The 15,576-nt window shown below is 69.7% G+C and carries 17 protein-coding genes and 2 pseudogenes; all 19 read left to right on the top strand.

The genetic code is table 11. From position 1 onward, the window contains the following. The first annotated feature begins 45 nt into the window (after positions 1 to 45). The 19 genes and pseudogenes from KAE78_RS04420 (at position 46) to KAE78_RS04335 (ending at position 15,286) form a co-directional block, all read left to right on the top strand. Positions 46 to 1,578, top strand: coding sequence for a serine/threonine-protein kinase (locus KAE78_RS04420; protein ID WP_262927751.1), 1,533 nt, complete (start codon positions 46 to 48; stop codon positions 1,576 to 1,578). Next, a pseudogene (locus KAE78_RS04415) lies at positions 1,571 to 2,290 on the top strand (hypothetical protein); the annotation flags it as partial. The gene KAE78_RS04420 and the pseudogene KAE78_RS04415, both read left to right, overlap by 8 nt. Positions 2,291 to 2,294: 4 nt before the next feature. Then, positions 2,295 to 3,434, top strand: coding sequence for an RDD family protein (locus KAE78_RS04410; RefSeq protein WP_223171950.1), 1,140 nt, complete (start codon positions 2,295 to 2,297; stop codon positions 3,432 to 3,434). A 53-nt stretch (positions 3,435 to 3,487) separates the two neighbouring features. Further along, positions 3,488 to 3,700: an FHA domain-containing protein gene (locus tag KAE78_RS04405; RefSeq protein WP_262927750.1), complete on the top strand. Its 213-nt coding sequence runs from the start codon at positions 3,488 to 3,490 to the stop codon at positions 3,698 to 3,700. A gap of 43 nt (positions 3,701 to 3,743) precedes the next feature. Continuing rightward, positions 3,744 to 4,139 carry a hypothetical protein gene (locus KAE78_RS04400; protein ID WP_223171949.1) on the top strand — a complete coding sequence of 132 codons (396 nt, stop codon included), beginning with the start codon at positions 3,744 to 3,746 and terminating at the stop codon, positions 4,137 to 4,139. Further along, positions 4,054 to 4,257, top strand: a pseudogene (locus tag KAE78_RS17320) (FHA domain-containing protein); the annotation flags it as partial. The gene KAE78_RS04400 and the pseudogene KAE78_RS17320, both read left to right, overlap by 86 nt. A gap of 15 nt (positions 4,258 to 4,272) precedes the next feature. After that, entirely contained in the window at positions 4,273 to 8,256 is a 3,984-nt protein-coding gene (locus KAE78_RS04395; protein ID WP_262927749.1) for an FtsK/SpoIIIE domain-containing protein, read from the top strand. Positions 8,257 to 8,383: 127 nt separating this feature from the next. Next, positions 8,384 to 8,713, top strand: a complete 330-nt coding sequence (locus tag KAE78_RS04390) for a hypothetical protein (protein WP_223171948.1) — start codon at positions 8,384 to 8,386, stop codon at positions 8,711 to 8,713. 19 nt (positions 8,714 to 8,732) lie between these two features. Next, on the top strand, positions 8,733 to 9,998 hold the full coding sequence (locus tag KAE78_RS04385; protein ID WP_223171947.1) for a hypothetical protein: 1,266 nt from the start codon (positions 8,733 to 8,735) through the stop codon (positions 9,996 to 9,998). Beyond that, positions 9,907 to 10,629, top strand: coding sequence for a hypothetical protein (locus tag KAE78_RS04380; RefSeq protein WP_223171946.1), 723 nt, complete (start codon positions 9,907 to 9,909; stop codon positions 10,627 to 10,629). The genes KAE78_RS04385 and KAE78_RS04380 overlap by 92 nt, the downstream gene beginning before the upstream one ends. Continuing rightward, complete coding sequence (locus KAE78_RS04375) at positions 10,626 to 11,447, top strand: hypothetical protein (protein WP_223171945.1); 822 nt, start codon at positions 10,626 to 10,628, stop codon at positions 11,445 to 11,447. The genes KAE78_RS04380 and KAE78_RS04375 overlap by 4 nt, the downstream gene beginning before the upstream one ends. A gap of 163 nt (positions 11,448 to 11,610) precedes the next feature. After that, a complete protein-coding gene (locus KAE78_RS04370) occupies positions 11,611 to 11,754 on the top strand; it encodes a hypothetical protein (protein WP_223171944.1) in 144 nt (47 codons plus the stop codon). Positions 11,755 to 11,801: 47 nt separating this feature from the next. Then, on the top strand, positions 11,802 to 12,089 hold the full coding sequence (locus KAE78_RS04365) for a hypothetical protein (RefSeq protein ID WP_223171943.1): 288 nt from the start codon (positions 11,802 to 11,804) through the stop codon (positions 12,087 to 12,089). Between the two features lie 93 nt (positions 12,090 to 12,182). Beyond that, a complete protein-coding gene (locus KAE78_RS04360; protein ID WP_223171942.1) occupies positions 12,183 to 12,470 on the top strand; it encodes a WXG100 family type VII secretion target in 288 nt (95 codons plus the stop codon). Between the two features lie 90 nt (positions 12,471 to 12,560). Further along, positions 12,561 to 12,878: a hypothetical protein gene (locus tag KAE78_RS04355; protein ID WP_223171941.1), complete on the top strand. Its 318-nt coding sequence runs from the start codon at positions 12,561 to 12,563 to the stop codon at positions 12,876 to 12,878. After that, the gene (locus tag KAE78_RS04350; RefSeq protein ID WP_223171940.1) at positions 12,879 to 14,123 is read left to right on the top strand and encodes a hypothetical protein; all 1,245 of its coding nucleotides are present in this window, start codon (positions 12,879 to 12,881) and stop codon (positions 14,121 to 14,123) included. A gap of 1 nt (position 14,124) precedes the next feature. Continuing rightward, the gene (locus tag KAE78_RS04345) at positions 14,125 to 14,547 is read left to right on the top strand and encodes a hypothetical protein (RefSeq protein ID WP_223171939.1); all 423 of its coding nucleotides are present in this window, start codon (positions 14,125 to 14,127) and stop codon (positions 14,545 to 14,547) included. Then, positions 14,544 to 14,699, top strand: a complete 156-nt coding sequence (locus KAE78_RS04340) for a hypothetical protein (RefSeq protein WP_223171938.1) — start codon at positions 14,544 to 14,546, stop codon at positions 14,697 to 14,699. Before KAE78_RS04345 ends, KAE78_RS04340 begins: the two co-directional genes overlap by 4 nt. Continuing rightward, positions 14,696 to 15,286 (top strand): hypothetical protein, encoded by a 591-nt coding sequence (locus KAE78_RS04335; protein WP_223171937.1) that lies wholly within the window; start codon positions 14,696 to 14,698, stop codon positions 15,284 to 15,286. Before KAE78_RS04340 ends, KAE78_RS04335 begins: the two co-directional genes overlap by 4 nt. Positions 15,287 to 15,576 lie beyond the last annotated feature (290 nt).

Here is a 15,576-nt window from a genome sequence, read left to right as displayed (position 1 = left end):
GGCTTCCAGTACGTCCAGGCGCTGGGCACGGGCGGTTTCGCGGACGTGTTCCTGTACGAGCAGGAGATGCCGCGGCGCAAGGTCGCGGTGAAGGTCCTGCTGGCGGATCGGATCACGACCGCCTCCGCGCAGGAGTTCGCCGACGAGGCCAATGTCATGGCGATGCTGTCGACGCATCCGGCGATCGTGACGATCTACCAGGCCGGTGTGGCCGGCGACGGCCGCCCCTATCTGGTGATGGAGTACTGCCCGCGCCCGAACCTGCAGGTGCGCTCGCGCAAGGAGCCCTTCTCGGTCGCCGAGGCGCTCCGGGTGGGCGTGCAGGTCGCCGGCGCCGTCGAGACCGCCCACCGCGGCGGCATCCTGCACCGCGACATCAAGCCAGCCAACATCCTCGTCACCGAGTACAACCGGCCCGCGCTCACCGACTTCGGCATCGCGTCGACGACCGGTGCCGTGAGCGAGGCCGCGGGGATGTCGATCCCGTGGTCGCCGCCGGAGTCCTTCGCCGATCCGCCCACGAGCGGCACGCGCTCGGACGTCTACGCGCTCGGCGCGACCGTGTACACGCTGCTCTCGGGCCGCTCGCCGTTCGAGCGTCCGGGTGAGCGCAACACGAGCGCCGACCTCATCGAGCGCATCGAGCGGGCGCCGATCCCGCAGCTGGGCCGCGCCGACTCCCCGCCGAGCCTGCAGGCCGTGCTCGAGCGGGCGATGGCCAAGAACCCCGACGACCGCTACCCGAGCGCCGTGGCCTTCGCCCGGGCGCTGCAGAAGGTGCAGATCGAGCTGGCCCACTCGGTCACCCCGATCGATATCGTCGACGAGCACCCCGAGATCCATGACGACGGGGATGACGGCGACGGGCTCACCCGCGTGCGCGAGGTCGTCAGCATCACGCCCGACGAGGGCCACACCCGCCCGTCCGCGACGACCGAGCGCAAGGGCCCGGCGCCGTCGCCGACCGGACCCGCTTTCGCCTCCCCGCCGACGGCGGAGGACGTGGTCGAGCAGACGATCCGCCGCGACGCCCGCTCGTCCGTGCCGGCGGCTCCTGCCGAGGACCGCACGATCCTGCGCGGTCCGCACGTGGTCGCCCCGGATGCCGCCACGGCCCCGCCGTCCGCCCCCGCTCCGGCCGCCCCCGCGGCATCCGTTCCCGCACACTCCGGACGCCGGACGCTGTGGGCCGTGCTGGGCATCGCCGCCGGTGTCGTCGTCATCGGCGCTGTGATCCTCGTCGCGAACCTGCTCGGCGAGGCGCCCGCGCCGCAGGCGTCGCCGAGCGCGACCGAGCGCCCGCAGGAGGTCGTGGCGGACGCCGTGCCGCGCGTGAGCGAGCCCATCGGCATCCGCAGCGGCGACGAGGTCACCTTCACCTGGGAGAACCCGCGACCCGAGGAAGGCGACAGCTACATCGTCCAGGTGGTCGAGCTGTCCGGTCTCGGCGAGGTGGAGCGCGTCACGGAGCCGACCGTGACCGTGCCGGCGGCGGGCGGCCAGACGTGCATCGACGTGATCCTCCGCCGTGATGACGGGCGGGCATCGGGAGAGGTACGGGGGTGCCTCGATGAGTGAGCAGCGCGCATCCGGATCCATCACGGTCGAGTTCGTCGGTGAGTACTTCCGCGTCGAGCCGGGCGGGCGATTCCTGCTCGGCCGCGAGGGCGACCTCGCGATCGATGACAACCCCTTCCTGCACCGGCACTTCCTGGAGATCACCGAGACGGCCGGCCTGTGGTGGCTCTCCAACATCGGCACTCGCCTGACCGCGACGATCACCGACGGCTCCGGCGGCGTCCAGGCCTGGCTCGCCCCCGGTGCGAGCCTGCCGCTGGTCTTCGAGCGCACGAGCGTGGTCTTCAGCGCCGGGCCGACGACCTATGAGCTCACGGTCCACGCCTCCGAGCCGACATTCCGGCAGACACTGCGCGAGTCGTACGCCGGCGGCGACTCCACGATCGGCGACGTGCCGCTCACCGAGAGCCAGAAGCAGTTGATCGTCGCGCTCGCCGAGCCCGTGCTGCGCCGCGAGGGCGCGGGCATGAGCGAGATCCCGACCTCTGCGGCCGCCGCCGCCCGGCTCGGCTGGACCGTCACCCGCTTCAACCGCAAGCTCGACAACGTGTGCGACAAGTTCGACCGGATCGGCGTGCCCGGGATGCGGGGCGGCCCGCGCACGGTCGCCACCAACCGGCGCGCACGTCTGGTCGAGCATGCGATCACGAGCCGGCTCGTCACCCGCGACGACCTCGCACTGCTCGACGCGGCACACTCCGAGGGGTCGGGACCGAGTGATCTGGGAGATCGACGACGGCAAGCCGGTCATCGAGGGGCTCGACGCCCACGGGCGTCCCGACCCTGCCTATGCGGCCGCCCTCGGGCTCGTGCCGGCGCCGCTGGGCCGCCGGACGCTGGCGGCGCTCGTGGAGTGGTCGTTCGCCGGGATCCTCCTGCTGCCGGCCCTGCTCGTGGTCGTGCCCGCGGTGGTCGATGTCGCCGTGGGCGGATCGGATGCCGCGGCACTGTTCGCGCGCGACGATCTCGTCTGGATCATCGTCGCCTACATCGTCTCCTCGGTGCTCATGACCGCTTACATCGTCGTGCAGCTCATCCTGCATGGTCGCAAGGGCGTGACGATCGGAAAGGCGATCTTCGGCATCCGATCGGTGAACGTGCGCACCCTCGAGCGGCCGAAGTTCTGGCGCGGCGCCGTGGTCCGCTACCTCGTGGCCTACGCCTCGTTCCTCGTGCCGCTCATCGGGCCCGTCCTGGTGATCGCGCTCTCGCCGTTGTTCGATCCGGAGAACCGCCGACGCGGCTGGCTCGACATGGTCGCCGGGACCTGGTTCGTCGACATCCGTCACGGCCTGAATCCTTACGACCGCAAGCGCATGCGCATCGCGCGCAAGATGCAGAAGGCCGAGCTCCACCAGGAGCGGGTGCCGCTGCCGTCGTTGGCGACCCCGACAGGCCGCGACGCCCCCGCCGAATACGTCCCGGGGGCGCGGATGTCCGGCGGCGTGCTGGGTGTGCACCGTACGGCGTCGTCTGCCGCCCCGGGCCCTGCGACGAGCTCCGGGACCGGGACCGGAGCTCCCGTGGGCCCTGCCCTTCGAGCGGTCCCTGAGCCCGTCGAAGGGCCCGCGGGCGCAGCGACCGCAGCTGCCCCGGCACCCTCCGGCATGATCCAGGACGTCCCCCGGCGTTGCGCCGCGGAGTGTCGGATGCCGGTGCTCCTCCTCCCGCCGTCCCGGGCCCTTCGACAGGCTCAGGGACCGCACCCGTGCCTGCCGTTCCTCACGCTCAGGGACCGGTCGAAGGGCACGCAGCCGCGGCGTCGCAGTCCACGCCGGCGGAGAGCGCCCCCGGCATCCGATTCGTCATCGTCCTCGACACGGGGCAGCGCATCGACATCCGCGGTCTCACACTGATCGGCCGCGCCCCTGCGCCCACGGCGGGCGAGGGCTCGGCGCAGCTCGTGCCGGTGGACGACGACACGCGTTCGGTGTCCAAGACGCATCTGGCGATCGCGCTCACCCGGCGCGGGATCACGGCCACCGACCGGAACTCGACCAACGGGAGCGCGATCCTGCGCCAGGGCGCCGAGCACCTGCTCGTGGGCGGTCAGCCGGCCGAGCTGCGCGGGGGAGACGTGATCCGCTTCGGCGATCGCAGCCTCACGGTGGAGCAGGCGTGAGCCGGGACTCGTCCGAGCGCGCGGAGCGCAGAAGGGAAGCACGATGAGGGTCAAACTGTCGTTGCGCCGGCCGGCCGCGCCGCTCACCGACGTGCTTGTCATGGCGGACTCGACCGCCACGGTCTCGGACGTCGCGCACCAGATCGCCGAAGCCGACCCGCTGCGCAGCATCCCCGTCGCGCCCGGCGAGGTGCTGACGCTCGCCGTCGCGCCGCCCACCAGCGACCAGCCCGTCATGCTGAACCCCGATCTGCTCGTCGGGGACGCGCCGATCGGCTCCGGCTTCCTCGCCGAGGTCACCCCGCCGGCCGCGGGGCCGGGCGACGGCCGCCGCAGCCGCGCCCGCTGCGCTCATCTCTGTCGTTGCCGGGCCCGCCGCCGGCGCCGAGTTCTCGCTGCCGATCGGGCACTTCCTGATCGGTCGCGATGCCGGCAATGACATCGCGCTCGCCGACCCGCTCGTCTCCAAGCGCCACGCGCGCATCGAGGTCGCGAGCACCTTCATCGAGGTCGTCGACCTCAACTCCGCCAACGGCATCCTCGTCGACGGCGGCCTCGTCCAGCGGCTGCGCGTGATCCCCGGACAGAGCTTCACGCTCGGCGACAGCGAACTCGTCGTTCGGCTCGTGAGCGACTTCGACGGTTCCGCCGACACCGACCCCGTCCTCGAGCGCGGTGGAGCGCTGCTGTTCAACCGCAGCCCCCGGGTCGAGGAGCGCTACAGCGGCGAGGAGCTCTCCGAGCCGCGCTACCCGCGCGATCAGGTCAAGCGGATCTTCCCCTGGCCGATGCTCGTCGCCCCCATCCTGCTGGGCGCGGCGATGTACTTCATGTTCGACAACCCGCGCTCGCTCATGATCATCTTCATGACGCCGCTCATGCTGCTGGGCAACTTCGTTTCGCAGCGCACGCACATCGGCACCCGGCTGAAGAAGGAGATCGAGTCCTTCGAGGAGCAGTTCGAACGCCTCGAGGAGAAGTTCTACGAGGCGCAGCCGATCGAGCACGAGGTGCGGCACAACGAGGTCCCCGCGGTCGCGGTGGTCTTCGACGAGGCGATGCGCCTGGGCCCGCTGCTGTGGACCCGGCGCCCTGAGCACTGGAACTTCCTGGCCGTGCGTCTGGGCGTCAGCGAGGACGAGTCCCGCACGACGCTCCCGCGCGCCGACAACACCGATGCGCTCTTCGAGTACGTCGAGCGGGTCGATCGCCTCGAAGAGCGTTACAAGATGATCCGCGACGTGCCGATCCTCGAGTCGCTGCAGAGCGTGGGATCGATCGGCGTGGCAGGTCCCACCTCGCTCGCCGGCGACGCGCTGCGAGGCCTGGCGGTGCAGCTGTTCGGGATGCACGCGCCCAACGAACTCGTCACCATCGCGCTGACCGAGCCGGGTTGGGCGCAGGAGCTGGACTGGCTCAAGTGGCTCCCGCACACCTCCAGCGAGCGCAATCCCTTCAAGGACATGCCGCTGGCCGACTCGGCCTCGACCGGCGCCGCGCTGCTGAGCGGGCTCGAGGAGCTCATCATGCGGCGCTCCCGCAAGCACGACTCGCCCCGGCCGCCCTACGGAGACGACTGGGACCCGATGCGCTACGGCACCGACGTCAAGCGCGCGGCCGAGGAGGCGAGCTTCCCGGGTCAGACCGCGGTGCTCGTGATCGTGACCAACGATGCGCCCGTCGACCGGGCCCGCCTCACGCAGATCCTCGAGCGCGGTGCGGACGTCGGCGTCTACGCCCTCTTCGTCGCTCCGGTCGTCGAAGCGCTCCCGGCGGCCTGCCGCAGCTTCATGGACGTCTCGGCAGGGCTGGACGCCGCCCGCGTCGGCACGGTGCGCAATGGCAAGAGCTACACCGGGGTGCAGATCGAGGGCGTCTCCTACGACTACATGACGATGTTCGCCAAGCGCCTTGCGCCGGTGGTCGACTCGAGCACCGTCATCGAGGACTCCTCCGACATCCCCGACTCGGTCATGTTTCTTTCGCTCGTGGGCACCGAGCTGGCTGAGGACCCGAACGCGGTGATCGACCGCTGGAGGCAGAACAACACGATCATCGACCGCTCCGGCGTGCCGCAGTCGCGATTGAAGAAGGCCGGGAACCTCCGGGCGATCATCGGCCAGTCGCAGACGGACGCGATGACGCTCGACCTGCGCACGCAGGGGCCGCACGCGCTCGTGGGCGGGACGACCGGCGCGGGAAAGAGCGAGTTCCTGCAGGCCTGGGTGCTCGGCATGGCCGCGGCGCACAGCCCCGACCGGGTCACGTTCCTTTTCGTCGACTACAAGGGCGGCTCGGCGTTCGCCGACTGTGTCGACCTGCCGCACTGCGTCGGCCTGGTCACCGATCTCAGCCCTCACCTCGTGCGCCGGGCGCTCACGAGCTTGCGCGCCGAGCTCCACCATCGCGAGCACCTCTTCAACCGGAAGAAGGCGAAGGACCTGCTCGAGCTGGAGAAACGCCGCGACCCCGACACCCCGCCGGCGCTCGTCCTCGTCATCGACGAGTTCGCGGCGCTCGCCGGCGAAGTGCCCGAGTTCGTCGACGGGGTCGTCGACATCGCGCAGCGCGGACGTTCGCTGGGCATCCACCTCATCATGGCGACGCAGCGTCCCGCCGGCGTCATCAAGGACAACCTCCGGGCGAACACCAACCTCCGCGTCGCCCTGCGCATGGCCGACGAGTCCGACTCGAAGGATGTCGTCGACGACCCGATCGCCGCGAGCTTCCCGCCCTCGATCCCCGGTCGCGGCATCGCCAAGACCGGCCCGGGCCGTCTCGTCCCGTTCCAGTCGGCCTACGCGGGAGGGTGGACGACCGACGAGGAGCAGGCCGCCGACGTCAAGATCGCCGAGCTGCGATTCGGCTCCACCCAGCTGTGGGAGGCCGAGCGGGCGCCGGAGTCCGACTCCCACGACGAAGATCTCGGGCCCAACGATCAGAAGCGCATCGTGTCGACGCTCGTGAAGGCCTCGCAGCTGGCCGGGATCCCCGCTCCCCGGCGGCCGTGGCTTGACGACCTCGAGCGCGCCGTCGACATCCGCGACCTCCCCGTTCACGGTGACGGGCAGATCCTGCTCGGCAAGATGGATGTGCCCGAGCGCCAGCTCCAGGAGGCGGCGTACTTCCTTCCCGACAAGGACGGCTCGCTGCTGGTTTACGGCACGAGCGGCTCCGGCAAGTCGACGGTGCTGCGCACGGTCGCGATCGCGGCCGGGTACACGCCCGGCTCCTCCCGGACCGAGGTGTACGGTCTGGACTTCGGCTCGGGCGCGCTCAAGAGCCTCGAGGCGCTGCCGCACGTCGGCTCGGTCATCTCCGGCGACGACGCCGAGCGCGTCCAGAGGATCCTGCGCTCGCTCGCCCGCGTCCTCGATGAGCGCGGCAAGCGCTTCAGCGCGGCGAACGCCTCCAGCCTCACCGAGTACCGGGAGCTCACCGGGCGAGCGGAGCCGCGCATCATCCTGCTCATCGACGGCTACCCGCAGTTCCGCACCGAGTGGGAGTCCACGACCGCGCGGATGCCGTTCTATCAGACGTTCATGCGGATCATCGGCGAAGGGCGTCCGCTGGGCGTGCACGTCGTGGCGAGCGCGGACCGCTCCGGATCCGTGCCGACGGCGGTGAGCGCGAACATCTCGCGGCGGGTCGTGCTGCGGCTCGCGGACGAGTCCGGCTACGCGATGCTCAACGCGCCCAAGGACGTCCTGGACGAGACGAGCGCCCCCGGACGGGCGATCGTCGACGGGCTGGAGACGCAGATCGCCACCCTCGGCGGGACCCCGAACGTCGCCGAGCAGACGAAGCTGCTCGAACAGCTCGCCGCCGACCTGCGCGCGGCGGGCGTCGCCGAGGTCGCCGAGATCGGTGCCCTGCCCACCCGTCTGCCGATGCGCGACCTGCCCGAGCGGGTCGGGGAGTTCCCCGTGCTCGGCGTCGCCGAGGACACCCTGGCCGCGCGCGGCTTCGACCCCGTCGGCACCTTCGTCGTGGCCGGGCCCCCGATGTCGGGCAAGACGACCGCGCTCAAGGCGATCATCACCTCGATGCGCCGCTTCGACCCCGAGGTGAAGCTCTTCCACTTCGGCGGCCGACGCTCGCAGCTGAAGGAGTACGCCGACTGGACGCGCAGCGCCGTCACCCCCGACGACGCGAAGGAGCTGGCCAAGGAGATCGCCGAGATCGCCGTCGACGAGACGATCCCCGCCCGGCTGCTGGTGGTGGTCGAGGACGTGCCGCAGTTCGCCGACACCCCCGCCGAGCGCGACATGAAGGCGATGTTCCAGGCGATCAACCGCAGCGACCACCTGCTGATCGGCGACGCGGACGTCACGCAGGTCACGAGCGGCTTCGGATTCATCGGCGACTTCAAGGCCGGCCGCAAGGGCATCATCCTCAAACCCGACGCCTTCGACGGCGACGCGGTCTTCAAGGTGCCCTTCCCGAAGGTCAAGCGCAGCGACTTCCCCGACGGCCGCGGCATCTTCGTGCAGTCCGGCCGTCAGGTCACGGTGCAGATGCCGCTCGTGGAGGGGGAGGCGCTCGCTGCGCCGTGATGGGGAGTTCTCCCCATCGACCGTTCGCGCACCGGTCAATAGTTTTGTTGACGTCGGGTCGTATCGGCTCGTCGAAGGCGGCGGTTCGAGCGCATCGCGTGCGCGGCGATGAGCACTGGAGGGGAAGATGTCGGACGGGATCTGGGTCAGATACACGGAATTGGCTCGCGTCAACACCCAGTTGGCGACCATCGTGCAGGAGCTCAACGATGCCGCCTCTCGCACGAACGACCTCGAGGCGGCGATCGGGACCCCCTACGGCAAGCGTGAGCTGCGCCAGAAGGTCGGCGACTTCGAGAGCCGCTGGGACGACAAGCGCAAGGAGCTCGCCTGGGACATAGATCGGGTGCAGAAGCACGTGCAGGGCGTCCTCGACGGTCTCGAGGAGTGGGATGCGCAGACCGCGGCCTCGATGGAGGTCGACGTCACCGACGAGCACGCGGCTCGTCCGGTCTGAGGCGGGGAAGGAAGCGAAGATGTCTGACACGCAGATCATGTCTCCCCGCGGACGCCACGTCACCGGGCTCGTCGGCGACGCGGGCGGGATCCGCGATCGGGGCCGCCAGATCACCCGGCTCGGCAACCAGATGTCCACGAGCGCGACCTTCCTGAGCAACCTGGCCGCCGACACCGCCGGGATGAAGGGCGAGGCCGTCGAGAAGTTGCAGGAGATCGTCGGCGACAGCCACGTGCAGCTGGAGCAGGCAGCCAAGCTGTACAAGCCCGTCGGCCCCATCCTTGTCGACTACGCCGGGATCCTCGATGAGTACCAGCCCCGCATCCGCGTGCGCGTGGACTCCTGCCAGAGCACGCTCGACGCCTATCACGCGGCACCCGGGTTCCGCCCCGGGCAGCGGCCGTTCTGGGCGCAGCCGGCACCGTGGCGCTCCGACGAGGAGCGCGAGGCGATGTCGCAGGACAACGACGCCGAAGACGCGCGGAAGCAGCAGCTCTGGGACGCCCATCAGACGGCCCTGGCCGACTTCGACCGCGACGTCGACTCCTGGGAGGATCTCTTCGACGAGACCGCCTCACGGGTGGACGCGTCGTTCGCCGGCAAGATCAAGGACAGCTTCTGGGACAACGTCGACGGCTTCGTCTCGGCGGCGGTGGAGGTGCTCAAGGTCGCGGGGATGATCCTCGCCGTCGCGAGCATCATCATCGGCGGGCCGATCATCGCCGCGCTCGCCGCCGTCGTCTCCATCGCCACCCTGGCCTTGGTCGCCTATCAGTTCGCCCGTGGTGATGCGGGCGGCTGGGACCTGGCGCTCGCCATCGTCGGGGTCATCCCCTTCGGCAGTCTCGGCAAGCTCGCGCACGGCAAGCAAGGACTCATCGACATCGCCGGTGACACCTTCAAGGCGTTCAAGCCGTCGACCTGGACGGCCGCGGCGGGGCAGTGGAACACGCTGACGACCGCGTTCCGTCTCGGCGGTGGCGGCTGGTCGGGCCTGGCCTCCAGCGGCAGCAAGCTGTGGACCATGAGCAACCCGAACGGGATCGGAGACATCATGACCCGGTTCATGTTCGGCAAGGACACCGGCTCGCTGACCGACACGATCGAGAACATGCTCGGCGGCAGCCGCGGCTGGCAGAACTCGCCGGTGTTCCCGGCGGCCTGGGAGTTCACGCACACCCTGCTCTACTCGGGTGTCCGGGTCACCGACAACATCGCCACGTGGACGGGCAACAGCGACAAGAAGCTCACCACCCAGTTCCCCTGGCTTAGCATATTCAAGTGAGCGGATCCGAGGAGCACGGGGGACGCTGGTCGATCAGCGGCACCTCGATCGACGCCGGCTGGCTCCCCTCCCCGAGGGGCTCGATCCGGATGCCGCGCGCTCCTGGACCGCGGAGCAGACCGCGGCCCTGCGCGAGGAGTGGGGTGAGGACTGGTCGGCCGAGGCCGAGGTCGTCATCCCCGCACTGCTGCGCGGCGGCCTCGAGCGCCGGCGCGAGGAGGACGCGCTCGCCTTCCAGCTGTGGCTCGGCCGGCGGCCCCTCTGCCTCTTCGTGCACGTCGCCATCGGCGCCCGCGATCCGCAGCAGCGGCTTCCAGGACCGGGAGACGGCGTGCTCTTCGATTCTCCGAGCCTCGGCCCCGGTGTCCTCGTCCCGCGGTATGACGACGTCGGCGATTCCACGGCCGTCGGCTTCGACGTCGTCTTCGCCTGCGAGGACGATGCCCTGGTGCTCGTCTCCGTCGAGCCCACCCTCGCCGACCTGCTCGGCCTGGCCTCCCCGTCGATCCAGAGCTTCATCGGCTCTCTCGAGCTGACCGGCCCCGACGGGCGGGTGCGCCGGGCGCTGCCGCCCGCGCTGCTGGAGGCGCAGCCGGAGAACACCTGGATTGATAGCCTGTCGAGACCATGACCCTCGCCTATCCCGATGCCGCATCCTGGGCGCAGGGGCGCTCCCGCAGCGAGACTCCCCGGCTGGGGATGCTCGAAGCGGTGGCCTTTCAGTCCCACCCTGAGGTCGTCGCGGCCCTCGGCCCGGACGGGGCGGCCGTCGCGCGCATCCTCTCCACGACCGCTCGTTCGACGGGTGCCCGCGCGCGTGACGCTGTTCTCGTCCCGGTGGGGATCCTTGCGATGCTGTCGCCGATCGTCGGGATGGCGGTGCTGGGCAGCTCGCAGTTCCTCGATCCACTGCCGAGCTACCAGGGCTGGTTGGATGCGCGCACGAGCGTGCCGATCGCGGTGACGGCGTTCGCGGTGACGGCGGCGGCCCTGCTGGTCGCCGGGATCGGGTGGCTCGCGCGGGGTGCGAGATGGTCGGGCCTCCTGTTCGGGTTCGCGATACTGGCGACCTTCTGCGCCCTGATGAGCATGGTGAGCATCCCCACCGTCGCCGGGAGGGACGCCTACCCGCTCCCGGCCGCAGCACTCGTCCCGATCTGGGCGGCGGTCGGACTGGGGCTGCTGCTCGCGGTGGCCGTGCTGATCCGCTTCCGCGCGCGTGCGCCGGAGGAGCCCGAGCCGCCGCATCCGGGATCCCCCGACGACGCGGCCGGCGTCGTGGCGGGCGTGCCGCGGGAGGAGCTGACCGCGATCCTCGCCGACCGCGACGCCGCTCTGCGCACCCTGGCCGAGCGCGGGTTCATCGGCGAAGACCTGCTGCGGGAGGCGCTCGCCGCGCCTCCCGGCACCCTTTTCACGCTCGATGCCGACGGAAGGACGAACGCATGACCGACACGCCCGGTGGAGGAACTCCGACGCGCGTCGGGCTCCGCGAACTGCTCGGCGGCGCCCCCGACCCCGACTTCGCACTTGTCCTTCCGCCGGACTGGGTGAGGCGCGAGGTCACCGAGGAGGAGCAGGCGCGTATGCTGGCGAAGGCCCGGGCCGGCTCATGGAGAGCCACCGCCCCGACCTCTACGGCAAGATGCGCGTCATGCTCGACGAGGCCTTCACGCAGATGCGCAAGGTGTCGACGGTGGCGATCTTCTCCCCGGCCGACGACGCCTCCGAGGGGCTTTCCTCCCGGCGTCCCTGACGGCATCCGTCCAGCACGCCGAGCCCGGGCAGACGCTCGACGAGTACGTGCGCACGGCCATCCGCTCCGATGGCGCCACGCCTCTGCTCGGCGACAAACGCATCATGCGCGTCGAGCGCGAGACCTCCGACACTCTCGACGGCGAACCGGTGCTGACCACCACGATCGCCTACCTCACCCCGATCCCCGGAAGCGGCCGCCGGCGCGCACTGCTCCTGACGGCGGTGATCATCAGGCCACCTGACGCCCCGGCCGATGATGCGCCGCTCCTGCAGATGAAGGCGCTCTTCGACGTGTGCGTGTCGACGCTCACCTGGGTGCCCGTCGATGGGTAGTCCTCCCCATCGACTGCGTGTCGCCCGCTGGGTTAGTTTTGATGGTGTCGGGCCGGAGGGGTCCGGTTTTCTCGGATATCAAGGGAGTTGACGATGGCTGATTTCGGTGCGTCATATGCGGAGATGGAGCAGGTGGCGGGCTCGCTGTCGCAGGCTCGCGATGACATTCAGGGGCAGTTGGACACGCTGAAGGGTCAGGTGGACACGCTGCTGGGTGAGGACTTCAAGACGCAGCACGCGTCGGGGAAGTTCGGTGAGGGATACACCGAGCTGACGACGGGCCTGAAGAGCGCGGTCGACGGCATCAACGACATGTCGGAGTCGCTGCTGGGCATGATGCGCGCGATCCAGGATCTGGACACGCAGCTCGCCGGCGGCTGAATCGCAGACGGATTCACATGGAGGATCGGGCCTGGCGGCCCGATCCTCCATGTTGGCAGGAGGGCCGTGAGGCAGAGGGGAAGGAACTCCATGGCGTACGATGACATCGACATCCCGATGGCAACGATGGCGGATCTGGAGAAGGCCATCACCGACGCCATCGGTGAGTTCGAGTCGGCGACAGGGAACAGTGAGGCGCTCGAGGCCGCGATCGGGAGTCCGCTGGGCCGATCCGAACTGCGTTCCGAGGCGCAGCGTTTCGAAGAGGCGTGGGACGACAAGCGCGAGACTCTGCGCAGGAATCTCGAAGACCTGCTGGAGCGCGTCTCGGGCACACGTCAGTCTTGGCAGGATCTCGACTCCGAACTGGCGACCGCGATGGAGGCCGAAGATGGGAACGACGGCTAGATGACAGTCAACGGACCGGAGTACCGCACCACGTGGATGCTTCCCTCGCCGCGGGGCCGGGAGCTGCGACGCATCGAAGGCAACGCCTCGGACATCGCCCGACGCGGGCGAGACATGAAAGACCTCGGCGACCGCATGCAGATGGCCGCCAACGCGCTCAACCAGATCGCCAACGGGAACGTGGGCAAGGGTCTGTCGATCGACAAGCTGCGCGATGCGGCCGAGGACGTCTACGCGGATCTGAAGAAGGCCGGAATCCGATACTCTCCCAGCGGAGAAGTGCTCGCCGACTACGGCGACGCACTCGAGTCGGTTCAGAGCCCGATCAACACCATCGTCACGGATGGGGCGAGCAGCTGGCAGATCGTGCGCTGGCGCTCCATCGCGTTGGAGGAGGCGACGCAGGCAGGCGACGACACCGCCGAGCTGCAGTTGAGCTTCGACCGCGCCGTCAGCACCTGGCGCGAGGATGTGCGCGGCTACGACGGGTACTACGACACCTGGAACTCCGCGTACAACGCTGCTCGCTCGGGCCTCAAGGACGCCAACGACAACGGCGTGAAGGACTCCTGGCTCGACAATGCGTTGCCGGCGCTTGAGATCATCGGCTGGGTGCTCACCGCTGTCGGTGTCGTCCTCGCCGTCGTGGCGTGCATCATCGGTGCGCCGTTCCTGCTGATCGCCGCGGCCATCGCCGGCATCGCCTCGCTCATCGTGACGATCGCGCTGTACGCAGGTGGCAGAGCCGACGGCAACGACATCTTCTGGGCGGCATTCGGCGTGTTCCCGTTCGGGAAGGCGTTCAGCGCGTTCAGGGGTCTGTCGAAGGTCTCCAGCGTGTTCGGGGATCTCATCGGGCTGGGCAGCAAGGCCACGCGCGGCGCCGTGCAGGGTCTTCTCTCCCGCGGAGGGGTTGCGGAGGTCTTCCATCGCGGCGGCACGCTGAACAAGCACGGATCACGTGTCCTGCGGGATTGGTTCGGCGGTACCGGCGGACCCAGCGTGCTGCACCGGCTCCTTCAGGGCTTCGATGGAGCGACCGGGGCGCACTTCTCCAACGCCGCCGCCAGCCTGTCGAACAAGGCGCGAGGGAATCTCTTCCAGTTCCTCAACGGGTCCAACGGTTCCCCGGGGATCGCCGGGCTCATCGATGATGCACCCGGAGCGATCGACAAGGTCCTGAACTTCGTGGACAACCCGGTCAAGACCGTCACCGGAATCGCCGATCAGTTCGGCTGGATCTGACGTGGCCGGTGCAGGCGATCCGCGCTGGCGGATCGAGGTGCCCTTCGACCCGCGGCTGTTCCTCGAGGTGCCCGTCGAAGTGCGAGGTCGAGGGGACATCACGGACTGGGTCCGGCAGACCATTGCCGAGATGAACGTTCGCGCCGAGTGGAAGGACGATCCGGCCGGCCTCGCCGATCGCCTCGAGGGGCAGGTGCGGCTCATGGCGCCGGAGGCGTTCGCCGCACTTCTCTTCTGCCCGTACGGTCTTCCCGGCGACATACTGGTGCATGTGTTCATCACCGATTCGGATGCAGTGAGCCTGGTCGAGGTTCCCTCGACGAGGAAGTCTCTCTGCCGCAGCGGGTCGCCGAGATCTCTTCGCCTCGACTCGGCGTCGGGCGGACGGTGTCGTCGGCGGCATCCGCTCCCGATGGCACGGTGATCGGGCAGTTGCGCTGCCAGTTCCTCTCCGACGGTGTTCTCGTAGAGCTCTCGGCGCTGTCGACGGATCTCAGCATGCTCGGAGCTGCACTACCGCTCTTGGAGGACATCGCCGGCGGTGTCCTGATCGAGCGGGACGAGGCGGCGTCGTGAATTCTCTTCGCCAGGAGCTGCTCGGGCTCGGCACACTTCCCTCGATGCGCATGCTGCTCCCGGCCGGATGGCGATCGGTCGCCCTCACCGATGACGGGATGCAGGGCTTGACCGATCGGCTCCGTGACGTCTTCATGCGCGCCCATCGACCCGACCTCGACGTCGCTCTGACCGCCTCGATCTCCCGATGGGTCCGTGAGCTGCGCGCGCAGGGCGGCCGCTACGCCGTTCTCCCGATCGACCTGCCGCAGGAGGCGGCGCTGCCGATGTCGCTGACCGTCTCGGTCATCAGCGAGATGGGCGAGGCCCCGCTCGAGGACTGGGTGGTGGCCAAGATCCGTTCGGGCACGACGCGCTTCCTCGACGAGGAGCGCACCGTGCTGGCGTGGTTCGCATCCGAGAGCGGCCGTGGTGAGGCGGAGGGCGTGACGACCGATGCCCATAGCTATCTCATCCCGATTCCGGGACTCGCCGTCGCCAGGCCGTGCTCCTGGTGGGCATGCACCTCGTGCCGGCCGATATGGGCCGGAGGCGCCGCGCAAGGAAGCCGCACAGGTGCTTTTCGACACCATCGCGCTCGCTCTTGACTGGGCGCCGCCGACACCTGATGCGCAGCCGCGCTGATACGGTGGGCGGGATGGCGCGCGATCAACCGGTGAGGCTGCGGGGGAGCGACGACGAGATCCTCGACGTGGCCCGTCGTGCGCGTGCGGCGATCGACGTGGACCGGGCGCTGGCCGGTGAAGTGATCCCCGCCCTGGCAGGGCTGAGCAGAGCGCGTCGGGCCGCCGTCACGCCGTCGGCGAAGTTGTCCGCGAGTTCCGCATCGATGCCCGTGGCGGGCGGATGGCGAGGGGTGTTCTGGACTGTCGCGGTG

The sequence above is a fragment of the Microbacterium sp. NIBRBAC000506063 genome (assembly GCF_017968845.1).
Classification (GTDB): Bacteria; Actinomycetota; Actinomycetes; order Actinomycetales; family Microbacteriaceae; genus Microbacterium.
The sequence above is the reverse complement of the archived record's forward strand: the minus strand, read 5'-3'. Positions and strand labels throughout refer to the sequence as shown.

Bases quoted from the DNA above. Each gene is read 5' to 3' on its own strand.
- KAE78_RS04400 (WP_223171949.1), top strand. From the start codon at position 3,744: ATGAGGGTCAAACTGTCGTTGCGCCGGCCGGCCGCGCCGCTCACCGAC.
- KAE78_RS04390 (WP_223171948.1), top strand. From the start codon at position 8,384: ATGTCGGACGGGATCTGGGTCAGATACACGGAATTGGCTCGCGTCAAC.
- KAE78_RS04385 (WP_223171947.1), top strand. From the start codon at position 8,733: ATGTCTGACACGCAGATCATGTCTCCCCGCGGACGCCACGTCACCGGG.
- KAE78_RS04375 (WP_223171945.1), top strand. From the start codon at position 10,626: ATGACCCTCGCCTATCCCGATGCCGCATCCTGGGCGCAGGGGCGCTCC.
- KAE78_RS04370 (WP_223171944.1), top strand. From the start codon at position 11,611: ATGGAGAGCCACCGCCCCGACCTCTACGGCAAGATGCGCGTCATGCTC.
- KAE78_RS04360 (WP_223171942.1), top strand. From the start codon at position 12,183: ATGGCTGATTTCGGTGCGTCATATGCGGAGATGGAGCAGGTGGCGGGC.
- KAE78_RS04355 (WP_223171941.1), top strand. From the start codon at position 12,561: ATGGCGTACGATGACATCGACATCCCGATGGCAACGATGGCGGATCTG.
- KAE78_RS04350 (WP_223171940.1), top strand. From the start codon at position 12,879: ATGACAGTCAACGGACCGGAGTACCGCACCACGTGGATGCTTCCCTCG.